The 21,031-nt window shown below is 72.1% G+C and carries 15 protein-coding genes and 1 tRNA gene; 4 read left to right on the top strand and 12 right to left on the bottom strand.

The window, feature by feature from the left end; translation table 11 throughout:
- Positions 1-33 precede the first annotated feature (33 nt).
- A complete protein-coding gene (locus ACN9MM_RS32645) occupies positions 34-690 on the bottom strand; it encodes a maltokinase N-terminal cap-like domain-containing protein (RefSeq protein WP_426367311.1) in 657 nt (218 codons plus the stop codon).
- Between the two features lie 127 nt (positions 691-817).
- Between ACN9MM_RS32645 and ACN9MM_RS32640 the strand changes: the two genes are divergently transcribed.
- Together ACN9MM_RS32640 and ACN9MM_RS32635 are read left to right on the top strand one after the other, a co-directional pair.
- Complete coding sequence (locus ACN9MM_RS32640) at positions 818-2,062, top strand: serine hydrolase domain-containing protein (protein ID WP_426367310.1); 1,245 nt, start codon at positions 818-820, stop codon at positions 2,060-2,062.
- 44 nt (positions 2,063-2,106) lie between these two features.
- Entirely contained in the window at positions 2,107-2,571 is a 465-nt protein-coding gene (locus ACN9MM_RS32635; protein ID WP_426367309.1) for a GreA/GreB family elongation factor, read from the top strand.
- 12 nt (positions 2,572-2,583) lie between these two features.
- Here the strand turns inward: ACN9MM_RS32635 and ACN9MM_RS32630 are convergent, their stop codons facing one another.
- Genes ACN9MM_RS32630 through ACN9MM_RS32620 form a run of 3 tightly spaced genes read right to left on the bottom strand, consistent with a single transcriptional unit; the run spans position 2,584 to position 5,024 of the window.
- Positions 2,584-3,219 (bottom strand): DUF1345 domain-containing protein, encoded by a 636-nt coding sequence (locus tag ACN9MM_RS32630; RefSeq protein ID WP_426367308.1) that lies wholly within the window; start codon positions 3,217-3,219, stop codon positions 2,584-2,586.
- Between the two features lie 3 nt (positions 3,220-3,222).
- Entirely contained in the window at positions 3,223-4,038 is an 816-nt protein-coding gene (locus ACN9MM_RS32625; protein ID WP_426367307.1) for a family 1 encapsulin nanocompartment shell protein, read from the bottom strand.
- Complete coding sequence (locus ACN9MM_RS32620; protein WP_426367306.1) at positions 4,035-5,024, bottom strand: Dyp-type peroxidase; 990 nt, start codon at positions 5,022-5,024, stop codon at positions 4,035-4,037. Before ACN9MM_RS32620 ends, ACN9MM_RS32625 begins: the two co-directional genes overlap by 4 nt.
- A 266-nt stretch (positions 5,025-5,290) precedes the next feature.
- Here ACN9MM_RS32620 and ACN9MM_RS32615 point away from each other — a divergent pair, with 266 nt between their 5' ends.
- Complete coding sequence (locus tag ACN9MM_RS32615) at positions 5,291-7,612, top strand: FdhF/YdeP family oxidoreductase (protein ID WP_426367305.1); 2,322 nt, start codon at positions 5,291-5,293, stop codon at positions 7,610-7,612.
- A gap of 48 nt (positions 7,613-7,660) precedes the next feature.
- Here ACN9MM_RS32615 and ACN9MM_RS32610 read toward each other — a convergent pair whose 3' ends face one another.
- Positions 7,661-9,466 (bottom strand): FUSC family protein, encoded by a 1,806-nt coding sequence (locus tag ACN9MM_RS32610; protein ID WP_426367304.1) that lies wholly within the window; start codon positions 9,464-9,466, stop codon positions 7,661-7,663.
- Between the two features lie 9 nt (positions 9,467-9,475).
- Positions 9,476-11,992 (bottom strand): ATP-dependent Clp protease ATP-binding subunit, encoded by a 2,517-nt coding sequence (locus ACN9MM_RS32605; protein WP_426367302.1) that lies wholly within the window; start codon positions 11,990-11,992, stop codon positions 9,476-9,478.
- 304 nt (positions 11,993-12,296) lie between these two features.
- Between ACN9MM_RS32605 and ACN9MM_RS32600 the strand changes: the two genes are divergently transcribed.
- Complete coding sequence (locus ACN9MM_RS32600) at positions 12,297-13,580, top strand: YhgE/Pip domain-containing protein (RefSeq protein ID WP_426367301.1); 1,284 nt, start codon at positions 12,297-12,299, stop codon at positions 13,578-13,580.
- A gap of 4 nt (positions 13,581-13,584) precedes the next feature.
- On the opposite strand, the gene ACN9MM_RS32595 is transcribed toward ACN9MM_RS32600, so the two are convergent.
- The 6 genes from ACN9MM_RS32595 to ACN9MM_RS32570 form a co-directional block, all read right to left on the bottom strand.
- Entirely contained in the window at positions 13,585-14,088 is a 504-nt protein-coding gene (locus ACN9MM_RS32595) for a hypothetical protein (RefSeq protein WP_426367300.1), read from the bottom strand.
- Between the two features lie 53 nt (positions 14,089-14,141).
- The gene (locus ACN9MM_RS32590; RefSeq protein ID WP_426367299.1) at positions 14,142-15,101 is read right to left on the bottom strand and encodes a hypothetical protein; all 960 of its coding nucleotides are present in this window, start codon (positions 15,099-15,101) and stop codon (positions 14,142-14,144) included.
- Positions 15,102-15,506: 405 nt separating this feature from the next.
- Entirely contained in the window at positions 15,507-17,567 is a 2,061-nt protein-coding gene (gene recQ / locus ACN9MM_RS32585; RefSeq protein ID WP_426367298.1) for a DNA helicase RecQ, read from the bottom strand.
- Between the two features lie 121 nt (positions 17,568-17,688).
- Entirely contained in the window at positions 17,689-19,482 is a 1,794-nt protein-coding gene (locus ACN9MM_RS32580; RefSeq protein WP_426367297.1) for an ABC transporter ATP-binding protein, read from the bottom strand.
- A 165-nt stretch (positions 19,483-19,647) separates the two neighbouring features.
- A tRNA-Leu gene (locus tag ACN9MM_RS32575) sits at positions 19,648-19,732 on the bottom strand.
- A gap of 113 nt (positions 19,733-19,845) precedes the next feature.
- Positions 19,846-21,009: an oxygenase MpaB family protein gene (locus ACN9MM_RS32570; protein WP_426367296.1), complete on the bottom strand. Its 1,164-nt coding sequence runs from the start codon at positions 21,007-21,009 to the stop codon at positions 19,846-19,848.
- Positions 21,010-21,031: the final 22 nt, after the last annotated feature.

Below are 21,031 nucleotides of genomic sequence, written 5' to 3'. Positions count from 1 at the left end.
GTCGCGGGGCAGGCGGGAGTTTGACGACAGGGCCTAGGCCCGGTCCCCGAGGGCGACGGCGAACGCGCCGCGTGCGCCGGTCCCGTCGGCGAGGCGCCACTCGGCGACGACCCGGCCGCGGCCCGGTCCGCCGTCCTCGTCGGCGCGCAGGACGCGCCGGACCCGCAGGGTCAGCGGTGCGGCCGCGCCGGTCTCCCGTACCGTCACGTCGGTGTGGTCGGGGCCCTCGGTGACCCGTACGAGCTCCGCCGCGGTCCCTGCGGGGGCGAGCGAGGCGGCGACGCTGAGGTCGGTCGTGTCGTCGACGGACTGGTCCTGCGCCTGGGCGTGGCCGGCGAGCAGGGCGTACAACTGCGCGACGAGCACCGGGTCGTGGGTGCCGTCGTAGATCCAGCGCGTGCCGAGGACGCCGTGCTCGGAGGTGCCGATGAGGGCGTCCTCGGCGCCTTCCAGGGGTGCGCCCCGGTAGGTCATCGGGATCAGATAGGTGAGCGCGTCCGGCCCGGCACCGTCGGTGACCGCCATGAACTCGATGCCCACCTCGCCCGCGGGGTCGTCGAGGCGGAAGCCGCCCGCCTTGGCCGGGCGCGGCCCGTCGGCTCCGCCGGCGTACCAGGTGCGGCTGGGCAGCCACGCGGTGAGCAGTTCCGCTTTGGTGGGCTGCATCGTGGTGTGGTGGATGACGGCCATGCGCGTTCCCTCTCGACCCGGGTCAGGGAACCGCAACCTAACAGACGGGCCGGGTCGCGATGCGGGGGCGCCCACGCCGCCCTAGCCTGGAGGTGGAGTGTTGTCCCCGGCCGGCAGGAGGCCCGCCGTGAGGTACTCGCACACACGAAACCGTCGCGTCTGCGCGGCCCTCGCGGCCGTGGGGATCCTCGTCGCGCCCGTCGGCGCGGGCGCGGCCTTCGCGGCCGAACCCCCCGGCCCCGCCGCCCTCGTGGCGGCGGCCCCCTCGCCATCGGCGGACGCGGGATTCCCGGAGCTCACCCCGGCCGTCGCCGCCCGTCTGGACCGGGCGGTGCAGGACGTGGTGAAGGAGGCCGGTGTCCCGGGTGTCAGCGTCGCCCTCTCCGCGCCCGGCAAGGGCACGTACATCCGCTCCTTCGGCGTCGCGAACAAGGCGACGGGCGAGTCCATGGACCCCGGTCTCTTCATGCGGATCGGGAGCGAGACCAAGACGTTCACGGTGACCGCCCTCCTCGAACTGGTCGACCAGGGCAAGGCGGGTCTGGACGATCCGATCTCGAAGTACGTCGACGGGGTCCCGAACGGCGACAACATCACCCTGCGCAACCTCGCCTCCATGCGCAGCGGTCTCTTCAACTACTCGGCGGACGAGGACTTCTACAAGGCGCTCACGTCCGATCCGTACCGGCCCTTCACTCCGCAGGAGTTGCTCTCCTACTCGTTCAAGCACCCGATCCAGTTCCAGCCGGGCGCCGAGTTCGACTACTGCAACACGAACCTGATCCTGCTCGGTCTCGTCGTGGAGAAGGTCAGCGGAACACCGCTGCACGACTACATCCAGAAGAACGTCATCGAGCCGGCGGGCCTGAGCCACACGGTGTTCCCGACCGACGCCGCCTTCCCGAGCCCGCACGCCCACGGCTACACCGAGCAGACCGCCTCGGGGAAGCTGGAGGACTCCACCGACTGGAACCCGTCCTGGGCCTGGGCGGCCGGTGCGATGATCTCCGACCTCCAGGATCTGCGCACCTGGGCCCGGGTGGTGGCGACCGGGACCCTCCTGACGCCGAAGACACAGGCCGAGCGGCTGCACGTGTACCCCTCGGGCATCCCCGGCGCGGGGTACGGCCTCGGCATCTTCAACATCCAGGGCTGGATCGGCCACAACGGCTCCCTGCCGGGGTACGAGTCGCTCACGATCTATCTTCCGGAGGCCAAGGCCACGCTGGTGGTCCTCCTCAACACGGACGTCCTCCACGACAACATCGAGCCCAGCACGCTGTTCGGCCAGGCCATCACCCGCATCGTGACGCCGGATCACGTCTTCGACATCCCGGTGACGCAGGCCAGGCCGAGTCCGAGCGGAAGCTGACGCACGTCCCCCCGCCCCACGACCGTCGAGAAACGGGAGCAGCAATGACCGGTGGACCCGAGCCCCTCAGCGCCGTCGCCCGCGAGGCCCTGGAGGGCGAACTCGCCGACCTGAAGACCGAACGCGAGGCGGTCGCCGCCACCCTGCGGGACGGCGGTGGCGACGAGACCGGCGACCGGGCCGACCAGGCGGACGAGTTGCAGCGGGCCGACGAGCTCGACCGCCTCGACGGGCGGGTCACCGAGATCGAGGGCCGGCTCCGCGAGGGCGCCGTCGCCGAAGCGCCGTCCACCTCCGCGGTCGGCGTGGGCAGCAGTGTGACCGTGCGCTTCGCGGACGGCACCGAGTCGAACCTCCACATCGGCGAGCTGGCGAACGCCCTCGACGCGACCCTGGTCACCGCCGAGAGCCCGCTCGGCCGGGCACTGCTCGGCCACGGCGCCGGCGACACCGTCACGTACGACACCCCCGAGGGCCGGACGACCGCGGTCGTGGTCTCGATCGGCTGACGGCGGCACGGGTCAGCCGGTGACGATCGTGGCGACGAGGTTGATCGTGGTGGCCAGGATGCTGGCCCCGAAGACGTACGACAGCAGGCAGTGCCGCAGGACGACCGACCGGATCGTGGGACTGGAGACGTTCGTGTCGGAGACCTGGTAGGTCATGCCGAGGTTGAAGCTGAAGTAGAGGAAGTCACTGTACTTCGGCGGGTTCGGGGAGTTGAAGTCGATGCCGCCGCCGGGCTTCACGGCGTAGTAGAGGTACGCGTACCGGGTGGCGTACGTGAGGTGGAGCCCCGCCCAGGCCATGAAGACGCCGCACAGCGCCGTGGCGGCCGCCGCGTGGCTCAGGGCGGTGTGGCCGACCAGGAGCAGCACGACGATGGCGACGAGCCCGGACAGGGAGGCCGTGACGACGAGGAGTTCCTCGACGACGGGCCGGAACTCCTCGCGCCGGACGTTCCGGTGGGTCGTGGCGGCGTCCATGGGCCACAGGGCCGTCCAGCCGCTGAGGACGAAGAGGGTCTCGGCCGTGGCGATGCCGGCGAGGACGCCCAGCGGGGTGCCGGTCACGGCGGCGACGGCCGCGCCGGACGCGGCGCCGACGAGCGCCGACCCGGCCAGCCGGGGTACGGCGCCGAACAGCCGTGGGTTCACGGCTCAGGGCTCCAGGACGACGACGGCCTCGTCCGTGTAGGCCAGGAAGGTCAGGGTCTCCTGGAGGTACAGCTGGACGCTGGTCGCGTCGTGCGAGGTGTAGCCGATCGCCACGTCCTGGCCGATGCGCAGTTCGAAGTCGCCGCCCCGGGTGGAGAGGACGAAGCCGCCGTCGAGGGCGGGCGCCCAGATCGGGGAGCCGTCCAGCATCCGGGCGAGGTGGGCGGCGATCGGGTAGCCGTGGTCGGAGGTCTCGCTGACCGCCCGGTACTGATCGGCGCCGAGCAGCAGCGCGTACGGACCGTCGACGCCGGCGAGCCGCAGGGAGGTGAGCGCCCTGCTGACCGTGTCGGGGAAGTCGCTGGGTTCGGGAGGCAGCCGCAGCACCGGGTTCGAGCTGCGGGCGCGCAGCCCCGCGACGCCCGCCGCTCCGTAGCCGTCGAAGACGGTGCGGTCCTCGACGAACGCGAGGGTGCGGGCCGCGTCCTTGACGGGCTGCCAGTCGGAGTCCTTCGATCCGCGCTCGACGTCGTCGACGGCGGCCCGGTCGACGGTGAACGGCACCCGGAGCTCGACCAGGGGCCGTACGTCGCGCAGCCGGGCCGTGACGCCCGGCGCGGGGGCCGGCAGGTCGGTGAGGTGGCCGGTGCCGACGGCGGAGAGCTCGGGCCCGGCCGCGTCGGGGACGTCGACGACGCGGCGGCCCGCGACGTTGCGGCGGAAGGTGCGGCGGGCCTCCTCCTCGATCTCGGCCCACGCGGCGGCGGTGATCGGGGCGAGTTCGCGGTGGAGGTTGCTGGTGGAATCGGGGGACGTCATGGGGCTGGGGCTCCTTTCAGGCTGCCGATGCCCAGGGTCAGGCCGGGGGCCGCGGCGGCCGAGGGGGCGGGGAGGTCGTCGAGGAGGCCCGTGCCCGGCACGAAGAAGAGGCCGCCGGTGACGGCCCGGGAGAAGTCGAGGATGCGGTCCGTGGTGCCGGGCGGGTCCCCGAGGAACATGTTGCGGAGCATCCGCTCGGTGACGGCGGGGGTCCGCGCATAGCCGGCGAAGTAGGTGCCGAACTCGCCGGCGCCGATCCGCCCGAACGGCATGTTCGCGCGGAAGATCTGCTGCTGGACGCCGTTCTCGTCGGTGACCGTGTTGAGCGCGACGTGCGAGTCCGGGGGCTTGACCTCGTCGGACAGTTCGATGTTGGACCCCTTGCCGCGCCCGATGACGTGCTCCTGCTGCTCCACGGTGAGCGCGTCCCAGGCCGGCATGTCGTGCAGGTACTTCTGGACGATCACGTAGCTTCCGCCCCGGAAGTCCGGGTCCTCGTCGCCGATGTGGACCGCGTCGGCGGCCGTCGTGCCCTCGGGGTTCTCGCTGCCGTCGACGAAGCCGAGCAGGTCGCGGTCGTCGAGGTACCCGAAGCCGTGGACCTCGTCGACGACGGTCACGGCGGGGCCGAGGGCGGCCACGATGTGCCGGGCCAGTTCGAAGCAGAGGTCCAGGCGCCGGGCCCGCAGGTGGAAGAGCAGGTCACCGGGGGTGGCCGGGGCACGGTGTCGGGGCCCCCGCAGGGTCGGGAAGGGGTGCAGCTCACGGGGGCGAGGACCTCCGACGAGCCGGTCCCACCCCTCGGAGCCGATCCCGGCGACGCAGGTGAGGTGCGCTTCGGGGACACGGAACGCGACCGAACGGGTCAGTCCCGTCACGTCCTGGAGCACCTCCCGCACGGCGGTCTCACCACCCGGGTTGACGGTGGCCACCAGGAAGACGGCCGCCCGGGAGGGCGGGGCGACGACCGGCTGGGGTACGACCATGACGCTCCCACGAGAGATGACCGGGAAACAAACCGACTTGAAGCGAAGAAAACGGACAGCGCCAGCGTAGGTGCGCATGATCCGTCACGCAGCACGACGCGACCCCTCCGCCATGAAGGGCCCGTCCGTCAGGACGCGGCCCTTCCGTCACGACGCGGCCCCTCCGTCGTGAGGTGGCATGCGCCGGGCGAGGGGCTTAGCCTGCCCGAAGGGGTCCTTTTGTCCCATCATGCCCATGCGTCCGCAGGGCGAGAGGGTGAAGCGCCTTGAGCACCGACCAGGACGAGAGCACCACCCAGGACGAACGGGAACCCCGGGTGGGTCCGACCCCGGAGGGCGAACCGGAGTTCCGGCCGTACCACCACCCGGCCGCCGGCTGGGGCGCAGCGAAGAGCGTGACGAGCTTCCTGGTGCGCGAGGGCGCACTGGTCGACGGACCGCGCGCGATCATGCGGATGAACCACGAGAACACCGGATTCGACTGTCCCGGCTGCGCGTGGCCCGACGACACCAAGGGCCTCCACCTGGACATCTGCGAGAACGGCATCAAGCACGTCACCTGGGAGATGACCCGCAAGCGGGTCGGGCGCGAGTTCTTCGCCGCCCACTCGGTGACCGAGCTGGCCGGGTGGAGCGACTACGACCTGGAGAACGAGGGCCGTCTCACCGAGCCGATGGTCTACGACCCCGGTTCGGACCACTACGTCCCGATCAGCTGGAAGGACGCCTTCGCGCTCGTCGGCCGCACCCTGCGCGGCCTCGACGACCCGAACCGGGCCGCGTACTACACCTCAGGCCGGCTCGGCAACGAGGCCACGTTCCTCTACCAGCTGATGGCCCGTGAGCTGGGCACGAACAACCTGCCCGACTGCTCCAACATGTGCCACGAGGCCAGCGGCCGGGCCCTCCAGGCCTCCCTGGGCACCGGCAAGGGCACGGTGGACCTCCAGGACTGGGAGACCGCCGACGCCCTGTTCATCTTCGGCGTGAACGCCGCGTCGAACGCGCCCCGGATGCTCACCGCCCTCGCCGAGGCCCACCGCCGCGGCGCCCAGATCGTGCACGTCAACCCGCTCGTCGAAGCGGCCGCCACCCGCACGATCGTCCCGCACGACTTCACGGACATGGCCCTCTTCAAGACGACGAAGACCAGCACGCTGAACCTCCAGCCGCGGATCGGCGGCGACATGGCCCTGGTACGGGGCATGGCCAAGGCGGTCCTGGAGCAGTCCTCGACCGATCCGAAGGCCCTGGACCGGGAGTTCATCGAGCGGCACACCTCCGGCTTCGAGGAATACCGCGCCCTGTGCGAGGCCACGCCGTGGGCGGAGCTCGAACGGCAGTCCGGGCTGAGCCGCGCGGACATCCTGAAGGCCGCCCGCGTGTACGGCGAGGCCGACCGCTCCATCGTCAGCTGGTGTCTCGGCGTCACCCAGCACGAGCACGGCGTCGACACCGTGCGGGAGATCGTCAACCTGCTGCTGCTCCGCGGCAACCTCGGCCGGGAGGGCGCCGGCCCCTCGCCCGTACGCGGCCACAGCAACGTCCAGGGCAACCGCACCTGCGGCATCGACCACCGGCCCACCGAGGCGTTCCTGGACCGGCTCGCCGAGGTGTGCGAGATCGACCCGCCACGGGCGCACGGCAAGGACACCGTCACGAGCATCAAGGCGATGCACGACGGCGAGATCACGGTCTTCGTCGGCATGGGCGGCAACTTCGCGCTCGCGGCCCCCGACACCCCGTACACCTACGAGGCGCTGCGGAGGTGCGAGCTCACGGTGCAGGTCAGCACCAAGCTGAACCGCAGCCACATCGTGCACGGCCGGCAGGCCCTCATCCTGCCCTGCCTCGGCCGGACCGAGAAGGACCACCAGCGCAAGGGTGTCCAGAGCACCTCGGTCGAGGACTCGATGAGCATGGTGCACCTGTCCGTCGGCATGAAGAAGCCCGCTTCCGCGCACCTGCTGTCCGAGCCGGCGATCGTCGCCGGCATGGCGCGCGCCGCACTGCCGGACAGCGCCACGCCCTGGGAGTGGTACATCGAGGACTACGACCGCATCCGGGACACCATGGCCCGCGCGCTCGACGGCTTCGAGGACTTCAACCGGCGCGTACGGCTGCCGCTCGGCTTCCGCATCAAGCAGCCCGCCCGGGAGCTGGTCTTCCTCACCCCGTCCGGGCGCGCCGAGTTCTCCAGCGCCGAACTGCCCGACGTGGTGCCCGCGCCCGGCACCCTGGCGCTGGGCACCATGCGCTCCCACGACCAGTGGAACACCACCATCTACTCCGACAACGACCGCTACCGGGGCGTCAAGAACTGCCGCACGCTGGTCTTCATGAACCGGGCGGACATGCGGGAGCGCGGGATCGCCGACATGGGGCGCGTCGACATCACGAGCACCGCGAAGGACGGCAGCCGGCGGCATCTGAAGGGCTACCTCGCCGTCCCGTACGACATCCCGCGCGGCTGCGCGGCCGGCTACATGCCTGAGATGAACGTGCTGTGCGCGCTGGGCGACTACAGCACCCAGAGCGACCAGCCGATCATGAAGCACGTCAAGGTGACGATCGAGACCGCCTCCTGAGGTCCGAGGCCGCCCCCCTGACGTCGGGACCCTCCTCCTGACGTCACGTCACCCGGTGCGGACCAGCCGGTCCAGGAGGAGGTAGGCGCGCCGTTCCGCGGCGGCGAGCTCGGTCGGGTCGATCTCGGCCGGCCACAGCTCGCCCGCCGCGGCGTCGTCCGCCTCCCGCAGCTCCACCGCGGCCGCAGCCAGGCGCGTCTGGACGAGCGGGAACGACCGTGTGTCCCCCTCCTCCAGGGCCCGTTCGGCCCGCTCCGAGGCCTCCGCACAGGCGGCGAGCGCGCGCTCCGCCCGTACCGCCGCCCGGTCGTGGACCACCATCAGCGCGCAGCCGAGCCCGACGGCGACTCCGAGCACGCTGCTCAGGGCCCGGTCCTCGACGAGCGCCCCGGCCGGCGCGGGCGCGGCCAGGTCGGTCATCAGCAGGGCCAGCGGGGTGAGGAAGACGACGCCGAGACCGTAGTTGCGGGCCACGACGTACTCCAGGAGGAACTCGAACAGCACGATCACGAGGACGAGGGTCACCGGCTCGGGGCCCAGGGCGAGGACGCCGAGGGCGAGCAGGAGGCCCGCGACCGTGCCGAGGGTGCGCTGGACGGCCCGCTGGGCGGCGGTCCGGACGTTGACCGAGTGGAGGACGGCGGCGGCGGAGATCGCGGCCCAGTAGCCGTGCCCGAGGCCCAGGAGGAGCGCGATCCCGCCCGCGAGACCGGTGCCGAGGACCATCCGCAGCGCCGGCACGAGCAGGACCGCCGCCCGGCCGTGGGCCGGTCCCGTCACGAGTGCGGCGGCCCGGAGTCCGGTGGCGCGCAGGGTGGTCGGATCGGCCGGGACGGGCCCGGGGCCTCCGGGGCGTGCGGCGGGTGCGGGGCGGGCGACCACCCCGGCCTGGGAGATCAGGACGGGCAGGGCGAGCTCGGGCAGGATGCGCGGGGCCCGCCGGCGGCGGGCGGCGAGCAGCCGGGCCTGGCGGCGCAGGGTTCGGGCCAGGCCCGCGGGGTCGTGCGGCGGACGGCGGGCGGAGCCGACGAGGAGGGACCAGCACAGGTCGGTGAGGCGCACGCAGGTGTCGCCCCGGCCGCGCCGCTCGGTGCCGGACGGGGGCAGGACGCCGAGCGTGCGGTACGCCTGGAGGACGGCGGCGGTCGCCCGGTGCCGTACGGGCCGGGCGCCGTCTGCCGTACCGCTGGCGTCCCCCGTACCGCTCGTGTCCCACAGGTCCGCGAGCTCGCGCAGGGCGGCGGCGACGGCGAGCCGCTGGGGGCGGTCCGGGTGGACGAGCCCGCCCGCCACGGCGAGGACCCAGGCGACGGCCGCACCGCACGCGGCCAGGCCCGCCCGGGGCAGGACGTCGTCGGGGGCGGAGGTGCCGTTGGCCGCCACCGCGAAGGAGAACAGCAGCAGCACCGCGCCGAGGCCGCTGAGCCGGGCCGCGTCGCAGGCGAGCTTCGCGAGGCCGGCGACCAGTGCCGTCGCGGCGACGGTCACGGCGGCGCCCACTCCCCCGTCCCCCGGCCGCACCCAGGCGGCGAACGCCGCGCCGCAGCCCACGCACACGGTCATCGCCACGGCGACGACGGCGAGTACGCGGGCGCGGCGGGCGTAGGGCAGGTTGCGGCCGAACGTGGTCGTGAAGGAGCCCAGCATCGCGTAGACGGCCTCGTCCGCCCGCCCGGCGAGCGCCATCGGCACCGCGGGCAGCGCCATGGCGAGCGCGGCCCGCAGCGCGAAGGACAGGGCGCCGTCCACGCTCTGCAGGGCGAGCGCGCCCCTCGGGGAGAGCGCGCGCCCCAGGCGGGCGACCACGTGCCGCGGTGCGCCGACCCGCCGCTCCTCGGCGGGTGCGTCGTCCACGGCCGGACGTCAGGCCGCCGCGGCGCCGGTACCGACGTCCTCGTGCTTGCGGACCGTGCAGTGCAGCGAGTCGTCCACGACGTCCGCGACGATCGTGTCGCCGGGGTCGGCCTCGCCGCCGAGCAGCAGGGAGGCGACGCGGTTGTCGAGCTCCCGCTGGATGGTGCGGCGCAGCGGGCGGGCGCCGAACGCCGGCTGGTGACCGTGGGCGACGAGCAGCTTCTTCGCCGCCTCGGTGACCTCCAGGGTCATGCCCTGCGCGTGGACGCGGTGCTTGCTCCGGTCGAGGAGGTGGTCGACGATCTCCGACAGGTCCTCCTCGGTGAGGCTGTGGAAGACGATGATGTCGTCGATCCGGTTGAGGAACTCGGGCAGGAAGCGTCCCCGCAGGTCCTCCATCAGCTGGTCCTTGAGCTCGGCCGCGTCGCCCTCGTGGGCGAGGATGCGGTGGGCGCCGATGTTGGACGTCATGATGACGACGCAGTGACGGAAGTCGACCGTGCGGCCCTGGCCGTCGGTGAGGCGCCCGTCGTCGAGGATCTGGAGCAGCGTGTTGAAGACGTCGGGGTGCCCCTTCTCGATCTCGTCGAAGAGCACGACGCTGTACGGCTGGCGCCGCACCTTCTCGGTGAGCTGGCCGGCCTCCTCGTAGCCGACGTATCCGGGAGGCGCGCCGACGAGCCGGGCGACGGTGTGCTTCTCCTGGAACTCGCTCATGTCGAACCGGATCATGCGGTCCTCGGCGCCGAAGAGCAGCTCGGCGAGGGTCTTGGCGAGTTCGGTCTTGCCGACGCCGGTGGGCCCGAGGAAGAGGAAGGAGCCGACGGGCCGGTTCGGGTCGCCCATGCCCGCACGGTTGCGACGCACGGCCTCGGAGACCGCGGTGACCGCCTCGTCCTGGCCGACGATCCGGGCGTGCATCTCCTCCTCCAGCCTGAGGAGCTTCTCCTTCTCGCTGGCGGTGAGCTGCGAGACGGGGATGCCGGTGCGGCGGGAGACGATGTCGGCGATGTCGGAGGCCGTGACCGAGACGACGCCCTCGCGGCGCTCCTCGATGCCGGCGAGCTCGCCCTCGGCCTCGGCGATCCGGTCCTTGAGTTCCTTCGCCTTCTCGAAGTCCTCGGCGTCGACGGCCTGGTCCTTCTCGCGGCGCAGTTTCGCGAGCCGGTCCTGGCGGCTGACGACCTCGGTGGAGCGGCCCGCGCTGCGGAGCCGTACGCGTGCCCCGGCCTGGTCCATCAGGTCGATGGCCTTGTCGGGCAGGAAGCGGTCGCTGATGTAGCGGTCGGAGAGCTCTGCCGCCGCCGCGAGGGCGCCGTCGGCGAAGCGGACCTGGTGGTGGGCCTCGTACGCGTCCCGCAGCCCTTCGAGGATCTGCACGGTCTCCTCGACGGTCGGCTCCGGGACGAGGACGGGCTGGAAGCGGCGTTCGAGGGCGGCGTCCTTCTCGATGTGCTTGCGGTACTCGTCGATGGTGGTGGCGCCCACCACGTGCAGTTCGCCGCGGGCGAGGGCGGGCTTGAGCATGTTGCCCGCGTCCATCGAGCCCTCGCCGGTGGCGCCCGCGCCGACGACCGTGTGCAGCTCGTCGATGAAGAGGATGATGTCGCCGCTCGCCTCCTGCACGTCCTCGATGACCTTCTTGAGGCGCTCCTCGAACTGTCCCCGGTACTGCGCTCCGGCGACCATGCCGGACAGGTCCAGGGAGACGACCCGCTTGCCCTTCAAGGTGTCGGGGACCTCGTCCGCGACGATCCGCTGGGCGAGTCCCTCCACGATGGCGGTCTTGCCGACGCCGGGCTCGCCGATGAGCACGGGGTTGTTCTTGGAGCGCCGGGAAAGGATCTCGACGGTCTGCTCGATCTCGTCGGCCCGGCCCACGACGGGGTCGAGCCGGCCCGCCCTCGCCTCCTCCGTCAGGTCCCGGCCGTACTCGTCGAGGGTAGTCGCCGGCTGCTTCGCGGCGGCGGGCGCGCCGCCGGACTCCGGGCGGGCCGCCTGGTCGGTGAGGCCGCGCAGCCTCTTCACGTCCAGGTCCTCGGCCCGCAGGAAGCGGGACGCCCCGGAGTCGGCGTCGCCGAGGAGGGCGCTGAGGATGTGCTCGGGGCCGATGTACGAGACCCCGGCGGCCTGCGAGTAGGCGTGGGCGGTCGCCAGGGTCCGTTTGGCCGCCGGGGTGAGACCGGGTTCGGCCGACGGCTCGGCGGACTCCCGGGGAAGCACGTCGGCGAGCTGTTCGGCGAGCTTGTCCGGGCTCACCCCGCCCTGGGAGAGCAGCCGGCGGGTCGGTTCGACCTGGGTCGCCGCCCACAGGAGGTGTTCCGTGTCGAGGTCGGAGCTGCCGTCCGCGTCGGCCTTGCGCGCGGCCGTGTTCAACAGCTCGTGGGAGGACTCGGTCAGCAGTCGTCCGATGGGCACGCGCTGCACCGCCGGGGGCGAGGACGCGGGCGACATCCCGAAGAACCGGTCGAACAGGTCGCTGAAGGGGTCCGACGAACCGAAGGGGGAACCGAACGCCATCGACATGACAGCTCCTGGAGGCGCGGAAGGAGGGGCTTTCCCACTCAAACCCGGCGTTCACCGCTCCGCAATCGGAGCGGATGGCGATGCGGCCGGCACACCGGCCTCCCGCTCGGCGACCGGAGCGTGACCGGCGTCACACCCGACGCACGGGACTGGCGGCGCGCCCGACGCACGGGACCGGCGGCGCATCCGACGCGCAGGACCGGCGGCGCGCCCGACGCACGGGACCGGCGACGCGCCCGACACGCCCCCACCCGCAGTGAGCCGAAATGCCCGGATCGCCGCCCCGCCCGCCGACGATGGCCCCATGACCTCCGCGATCCCCCCGAACGCCCCGGACCCCGTCCCCCAGGTCCGTGCCACCGCTCTCCTCCGGCACGCCAAGCTGTGGCTCGTACCGACCGTCCTGTGCGCCCTGGTGTCGCTGCTGCTGTCGCTCCTCTACATGGGCGGCATCCTCAGCCCGAGCGACCACCTGAACCGGCTGCCCATCGCCCTGGTCGACGAGGACGAGGGCCGTCCGCTGCCGGGGCAGTCGGAGAACCTCGGCAAGCAGATCACCGACTCGATCGCCGCGACCGGCTCCTCGAAGGCCGACATCGACTGGCGCCGCCTCGACCGCGCGGAGGCCCAGGACGCGCTGGCCTCGGGCAAGATCTTCGGCGCCCTGGTCGTCCCGGCGGACTTCACCGTCTCCGTCGCCGCGCTGACCACGAACCGGGCGACGGTCCGCCCGACGCTCACCGTGCTCACCAACCCCGGCCTCGGCAGCCTGGGCTCGTCCCTGGCCTCCCAGATCAACCAGGGCGCGGCGCACCGGGCCTCGCTGACCATCGGCAAGCAGCTGGCGGCCGCGGCCTCCGACCCGACCACGCGACTGCTCCTGGCCGACCCCGTCGCGGTCACCACCCGCGTCGGACACCCCATCGGCCGGCACAGCGGGCTGGGCCTGACCGCCTTCTACTACACGCTGCTGCTCGTCCTGAGCGGATTCATCGGCGGGAACCTCGTCCACAACGGCGTCGACACCGCCCTCGGCTACACGGACAGCGAGATCGGTCCCTGGCACACCCGCCGGCCGACGGTCCCCGTCAGCCGCACCCAGACGCTCGTCCTGAAGATGCTGATGACGGCGGGGATCTCACTCCTGACGACCACGCTCGTCATGGTCGCCACGATCGCGATCCTGGGCATGGACGCCGGCCATCTGCCGATGCTGTGGCTCTTCTCCTACTGCGCGACGGTCGCCGTCGGCCTGGGCGTCCAGGCCATCAACGCCGCCTTCGGCGGCATCGGCCAGCTCGTGTCGATGTTCGTCTTCATCGCACTGGCCCTCCCCTCGTCCGGGGCGACCGTCCCCCTGGAGGCCACGCCGGCGTTCTACCGCTTCCTGGGGATCTTCGAGCCCATGCACCAGCTCAGCTCGGGCGTCCGGTCCATCCTGTACTTCGACGCCCGGGCCGACGCGGGACTCGCCCGCGGCTGGATCATGATCGCGGTCGGCGTGGTGGTGGCCCTGGCGTTCGGCTTCGCCATGACGCACTACTACGACCGCAGGGGGCTGCGCCGCCTCACGCCGCAGCCCGCCTGAGCGGTTACCAGGGGCGGCTGAACTCGATGGAGCGGTTGTTGTTCCGGAGGTTGAGGAGGGAGTGCCCGGACCGGGCGCCGATCATCTCGAAGGCCCCCTTGTAGCCGGCGCTGTAGTACAGCGTGCCGATGTAGCCCTCGTACCAGTTGTAGGCGGAGCCCGCGTTGTTGCCGGCCCGCTGACCGCTGCCCGTGCCGGTGCCGCCGCAGAAGTACAGGGGGCGGGGATCGGAGTACGGCATCTTCAGCGCCAGCATGTCGTAGATGGGGTGGCCGATGTTGACCCACGCGCCCTTGTACTCGGGGCTGTAGTAGAGGCGGAACCGGTACTCCTCCGACTGGTTGGCGCACGTCTCCATCGACATGATGGTCATCTCGTCGTTGGAGATCCACGCGGTGGGGTCGCCCTCCGCGTGGGCCATGCCCGTGCCGGTGAAGGCGGATGCGCCCATCACCGCGGCGACGAGGGCGGTGCGCAGGCGGCGGCGCGAGGTGGTCGAGGTCTGCATCAGAACTCCGGAGTGATCGTCGGAACGGAATCGTCGGGAAGGAAGCAGTGGGGTCAGGGGCGGGCGAGGACGTCCGCCGCCTTGCGCACGGTGGTGTCGAGGGCGCGGCGTTCCGCCGTCAGCGCCTTCGCGTTGCTCTGGACGGCCGCGCGCTGGATCCGCGTCTCCGCGTCGTGCCAGACCTCCGCGACCCGGTACGTGGCACGGCAGTCGAGGTCGGCGAGCGCCGTGTCCACCTCTGTGCGGGAGACGCCCTCGGGCCGGGGCCTGAACCTGGGGTCGTCGTTGGCGGCCATGGGCGCCGGGTAGGTGTACCCCTTGGCCTTCATGCAGGCGGACCACCGCGCGAACACCGTCTTCACCCGCGGGTCTTGCGTGGACGCGGGGTACGAGTCGTTCGTGAGGCGCTGCACCAGCGGGGAGACTGCCTGCGACGAACCGCCCAGGGTCCGGCGGGCCTCGCCGAAGCAGCCGCCCTCGGGGATCCTCCGCCCCGCGTAGAAGTCCCGGCGGGCCTCCGGGCCCGCCTTCTGCCGTACCTCGGCGGGGACGTCGGAGCCGCCCAGGACCAGCTGGGCGTCGTCCGAGAGCCGGGGCCGCGCATCGGCCTCGCGCAACGCCCGCTCGTAGCGGTCCCGTTGGGCCGGGTCCACCTGGTAGCCGAACTTCGCGGACATCACGGCGTCGTGGATGCCGTACCGCCAGTCGAGCATGTTCTTCGGGCCGATCGCGGGAAGCTCGGGGGCCGGCTTCCAGTCGATCCCGAACTCCTCGAGGCACCGGCCGACCAGCTTCTGTTCCGCGCGGGCGAGGGTCCTGGTCTGCTCGGTGGTGGGGCGGTACGCCTGCATGGGCAGGGTCCAGGTCGACGGGTCGGCGGAGGAGCGCGCCGCGACGGTGGCGGCGGCCGGTGCGGCGGGCCCCGGCTGCCCGGTGGAGCATCCGGTCAGGGCGAGGGCGGTCACGGCGAGCGCCGCGCCCGTCCGCAGGATTCTGTCCCGGCTGCTCGTCATCGGCGGAGGGTTCCTCACGTGCGGGGAAGGGGGGCGGGATCCGGACCGCCGGGGCCGGCAGGTACGGCTCCGGAGGCGGCGACCGGAAAACTAACAGCCCGCGCCGGGCCCGTGGGGGCGCCTACGCCCCCGTCCCGCGCTGTCCCAGAACCGTCCCCGAGGCCTGGCGCGGGGCAGGGCGCCCTGCCGTCACCGCAGTTCGGGGGCGTATAGGGAGCGTCCCTCGCGTGCCGCCCCGGGTCCGCCGCCGAGGCCTCCCCCGCCCGTCCCGGACCCTGTCCCGTGTCGCATCCCGCGCCGCATCCCTGCCGTGTCCCGCGTCGCGTGTCCCGCCTCCCCCGGAAACGGCCGGAGGCCGTGTCGGATGTCTCCGACACGGCCTCCGGCCGACCAGGGTGCCCCGGTCTACTCGTCCTCGTCCCACGGCGGTTCGAGCTCGTCCATGTCCCACGGCGGCTCCTCGTCGGAGGACGGAGGGACGTCCGGCTCCGCGCGCCGCACCGCCGGCGCGGCAGCCGGCGGGGTGGCCGGAGCGGCGGGTGCGGGCGGAGTGCTCGCCCCGGCACCGCCGGCCTCGGCCAGGGCGTCGAGGACACCCTCGGCGTACTTGGTCAGCTTGGCCTCGCCGACGCCGCCGACGGTGCCGAGCTCCTCGACGGTCGCGGGCATACGGGTCGCGATCTCGCGCAGCGTCGCGTCGTGGAAGACGACGTACGCCGGCACGCCCTGCTCGCGCGCCGTCGCGGCCCGCCAGGCGCGGAGGGCCTCGAAGACCGGCACGGCGGCCGCGGGCAGATCGACCGGCACGCGGGCGCCCTTGCCGGAGCGGGCCCCGGACTCCTTGCGGGCGGCGGCGACCGCCTTCTCCTTGCGCATCGGGACCTGACGGCGGCCGCCCAGCACCTCGCCGCTGTCCTCCGTGAGCACGAGCGTCCCGTAGTCGCCCTCCACCGCGAGCAGCCGCTGCGCGAGGAGCTGGCGGACGACCCCGCGCCACTCGGCGGTGCCCAGGTCCGATCCGACGCCGAACACCGAGAGCCCGTCGTGGTCGAACTGGATGACCTTGGCGGTCCTCTTGCCCTGGAGGATGTCGATGATCTGGCCGGCGCCGAACTTCTGGCGCCGCTCCTTGGCGAGCCGCCACACCGTGGACAGCAGCTTCTGCGCGGCGACGGTCCCGTCCCAGGACTCCCCCGGCGTCAGGCAGGTGTCGCAGTTGCCGCACGGCTTGCCGGACTGCCCGAAGTACTCCAGGAGCCGCACCCGCCGGCAGTCGACCGTCTCGCAGAGGGCGAGCATGGCGTCCAGGTGCATGGCCAGGGAGCGGCGGTGCGTCTCGTCGCCCTCCGAGCCGTCGATCATCTTGCGCTGCTGGACGACGTCCTGGAGGCCGTACGCCAGCCACGCGGTGGCGGGCTCGCCGTCGCGTCCGGCGCGGCCGGTCTCCTGGTAGTAGCCCTCGACGGACTTGGGCAGGTCGAGGTGGGCCACGAAGCGCACGTCGGGCTTGTCGATGCCCATGCCGAAGGCGATGGTCGCCACCACGACGACCCCGTCCTCCCGCAGGAAGCGGGCCTGGTTCGCCGCGCGCGCCCGGGCGTCCATCCCGGCGTGGTACGGGACGGCGTCGATGCCCTGCTCCACGAGCGCGGCCGCCGTCTTCTCCACCGAGGCGCGCGAGAGGCAGTAGACGACGCCCGCGTCCCCGTCGTGCTCGGTCCTGATCAGCTCCAGGAGCTGCTTGACCGGGTTGTTCTTCGGGACGATGCGGTACTGGATGTTGGGCCGGTCGAAGCCCGCGACGAAGTGCCGGGCGTCCTCCAGGCCGAGCCGCTTCGCGATCTCCGCGTGGGTGGCCTCGGTGGCCGTCGCGGTCAGCGCGATCCGCGGCACCTTCGGCCACCGCTCGTGCAGCATCGAGAGCGCGAGGTAGTCGGGCCGGAAGTCGTGACCCCACTGGGCGACGCAGTGCGCCTCGTCGATCGCGAAGAGCGACACCGTTCCCCGGTCGAGCAGCCGCTGGGTCCCCTCGGTGCGCAGCCGCTCCGGGGCCAGGTAGAGCAGGTCCAGCTCGTCCGCGAGGAACGCCTGCTCGACGGCCTGCCGCTCGTACGGGTCCTGCGTCGAGTTCAGGAAGCCGGCCCGCACCCCGAGCGCCCTGAGCGCGTCCACCTGGTCCTGCATCAGGGCGATGAGGGGCGAGATCACGACTCCCGTCCCCGCTCTGACCAGGGCGGGGATCTGGTAGCAGAGCGACTTGCCGCCGCCCGTCGGCATCAGGACGAGCGCGTCGCCGCCGCCGACGACCTGCTCGATGATCTCCTGCTGCTCCCCGCGGAAGGAGCTGTAGCCGAAGACGCGCTGGAGCACCCGGGCGGCGTCGGAGATCTCCTCGGAGGCGTCGGAGACCGCCTCCGAGGTGTCGGTGATCTCGTCGGAGGTGTCGGGGGCGTCGGAAAGGACCATTTCTGAAGCCTAGCCGTCCGCACCGACACCCCGGCCCCGCCCGGGACAACCTGTGGACAACCCCGAGTGGGCCCTGTACGACATCAGGACCGACCCCACCGAGATCCCCGGAGGCGCCCCTTCAGCGCAGGCCGGCGGGCGAGGTGGGGGTGTCGTCGAGGAAGCCGCCCGACTGGTGCTGCCACAGCTTCGCGTAGGCGCCCTCGGCGGTGAGCAGCTCCTGGTGCGTGCCCTGCTCGACGATCCGTCCGCGGTCGAGGACGACGAGCCGGTCCATGGTGGCGACGGTGCTGAGCCGGTGGGCCACCACGAGCGCCGTCCGCCCGTCCATGAGCCGCCAGAGCGCCTCCTGCACGAGGATCTCGCTCTCGGAGTCCAGGGCGCTGGTCGCCTCGTCGAGCAGCAGGATCGGCGCGTCCCTCAGGATGGCCCGGGCGAGGGCGACCCGCTGGCGCTGGCCGCCGGAGAGCTTCACTCCGCGCTCGCCGACCATGGTGTCGAAGCCCTCGGGGAGGGCGTCCGCGAACTCCGTGACGTGCGCCGCCTCGGCCGCCCGCCGGATCTCGGCCTCGGTGGCGTCCGGGCGGGCGAAGGCGATGTTCTCGCGGAGGGTGCGGTGGAACATGGCGGGGTCCTGCGGCACGTACGCGATCATGCCGCGCAGATCGGTCTGCCGGAGCCGGCTGATGTCCTGGCCGCCGATGGTGATCCGGCCGCCGTCGATGTCGGTCATCCGGAGGAGCAGCCGGGTGAGTGTGGTCTTGCCGCCGCCGGACCGGCCGACGAACCCGATCTTCGCTCCGCCGGGCACGTCCAGGTCGAGGCCCTCGAAGAGCGGCTTCGCGCCCGCGTGGGCGAAGGTCACCTTCTCGAAGGAGACGTCGGCACCCCGGGGCCGGAGGGGTTCGGGCTCCTCGGCGTCGAGGACGGTCGGCGGGTCGAGGAGGAGCTCGGTGAACTGCGCGGCCTCGGTCATGGAGCTCTCGAGACGGCGGTAGATCTGGTTGAACTCGAACATGATCCGGGTCGCGTTCGCGTAGTACGTGAAGGCGACGATGACGGCCTCCACGCCGTGCTGCCCGCCGCCGAGGGTGACGGCGAGGACCAGGCCGAGGACGTTGGTCAGGACGGACATCGGCGCGACGAGCGTGTCGATGCGCAGGTTGCCGTAGTCCCAGGAGCGCAGGGTCAGCCGCCGCGACTCGGCGACGCGGGAGCGGTGCTCGGCGGCCTCGCGCCGCTCGGCGCCGAAGGACCGGACGGTGTCCATGTTCGTCAGGCTGTCGGCGACGTGGCCCGAGACCCGGGCGATGGCCTGTTCTCGCTGGGCGACGAGCTCCTGGCGGCGGCGGATCAGCGGGGCCACTCCGACGCCGGTGACCGCGATGAGGACGAGGAGTCCGACCACGAGCAGGGGGTCGTACTGCCAGAGCACCACGGAGGCGAACAGCAGCGGGACGAAGCTGCCCATGACGGAGAAGGTCAGCGTGTCGATGCACTCCTCGAAGCGGGAGGCGAAGCTGAGGACCCGTTTGGTCAGCGAGCCGGCGAAGTTGTCGTGGAAGAACGCGGCGTCCTTGGCGAAGAGTTCGTCCATGCCGATGACGTACAGGTTCTCGATGCCGCGGGCGTCGAGCCGGTTGAGGCAGTGCAGTCCGACGCGCCAGAGGGCCTCGCCGAGGAGCAGGACGCCGGCGAAGACGAGGACGTACGGGAGGAGGGAGCCGAGCCCGTCGCCGGTGCCGTCGCCGGCGATGCGGCCGACCAGCTTGGCCACGACGAGGGGGGCGATGTAGTTGATGCCGATGTTGCCGAGTGCAGGAAGCAGGAGGGCCGGGGCGGCCAGCCGGCGGAGGCGGACCAGCTCCCGTGCGTAGAAGCGGACGGCGAGAAGGACCGAACCCTTGTTGGGCATGCCTTCGCGCGATTCTGGTGATCCCATACCCAACCCTGTGTGGTCGTACCGAAGGTGAGCAAAAGGAGTCTCCCGCGCGGACGCTGCCGCGGTCCAAGGATTTTCCGCCGGGAAAACGCGAATGGTGGCCGGGACGTATCCCGACCACCATTGGGTCACTTCTTGTGTCCGAGGGGGGACTTGAACCCCCACGCCCGATAAAGGGCACTAGCACCTCAAGCTAGCGCGTCTGCCATTCCGCCACCCGGACCGGTAGCCCGCCGCGATCCGCATCTCTGCTGCCCGCGGCGACAGAGAACAATCTACCAGGCCTCCGGGGTGCTCTTCACCCACGTTTCCGGTGGTCAGCGGGGGTGAGGGGCGTCACGGCCCGACCGTGGCGGCCGGCGGGGTCCAGCGGCGGGTGCGGGGCGGTCCCGACGGGAGGCCGTAGTCCTTCCTGAGGTGCTCGGGGATGGCGTAGTGCATGACGCGTCCGCGCGTGAGCGAGGACAGTTCGAGGACGGTGGCGAGGTGGCCGAGGCGGTCCAGGGCCCACGCGCCGAGCGGGGAGCGGTCCTCGATGGTCTCCAGGACGCCGAGGAGGTGGGGGACGGCCTTCACGACGGTGTCCCACGGCGTGCGGGGCACGTCCAGCCAGTCGCCGCACGTGTCGCCGACGAGGTGGCGGATGAGAGCGGAGACGATCGGGTCGAAGAACGTGCCGGGGACGACTTCCTCGTAGAGGTCGATGAGCTGCCGGGTCAGGTGGACGCCCTCGGGGGACGGGCCCATGTGGCGGATCACGTACAGATCGAGGAAGCCGCGGGCCTCGTCGAGGGACTTGGGGACCGCCTCCTGGTCGACGCCCAGCATCGCGCCGACCACGCGCCAGGCGTAGAGGTAGGCGTCCGCGCCCTCGGGGGACATGTGGATGCCGAGGCGGTGCAGGCTGTCCAGGACGAGCATCGAGAAGAACATCTGCCCGCCGATCATGTCCTCCTGGCAGATCGGCACCCCCAGGCCCTCGACGTCCCAGCGGTCCTCGCGCCGGAGGTGGTGCCGGATCGAGGCGTGCAGCAGGCGGACCTTCTGCGCGGCGGGGATGAACCGGCTGCCGGCCTCGAACGCGTCGGGCTGCATCAGGTGGACCGTGAACTGTCCGGTCTCCGCCATCCGCCGGGAGGGGTACTTCAGGCCGTGCGTCGCCGACAGCAGCTTCGCCACGTGCGGGACGAGGTAGCAGGCGGGCATGGACGCGAAGGACAGTGCGGTGGAGATGTGCACGTTGTTGTCGATGAAGAACAGCCGGGCCTTCTCCATCTCCCCCCAGTCCACCCAGGACGGCGGGGCGCTCGTGGCCTGGAGGTACTCGCGGGCGACGTCGGGCAGTCCGTCCGGCAGGGGGGAGCCCGCGGTGGAGACGTACCGCATGAGGGTGTTGAAGGTGCCGACCTCCCCTCGCGCGAAGAGGGTGGCGACCGTGGCGTCGGCGAGTTCGTCGCCGGTCCGCCTCAGGGCGTCCATCGACGCCTCGGTGAAGCTCATGGGAGGGGCTCCTTGTGTCTCG

Source organism: Streptomyces sp. E-08, from assembly GCF_049913095.1.
Taxonomy (GTDB): Bacteria; Actinomycetota; Actinomycetes; order Streptomycetales; family Streptomycetaceae; genus Streptomyces.
The sequence above is the reverse complement of the archived record's forward strand: the minus strand, read 5'-3'. Positions and strand labels throughout refer to the sequence as shown.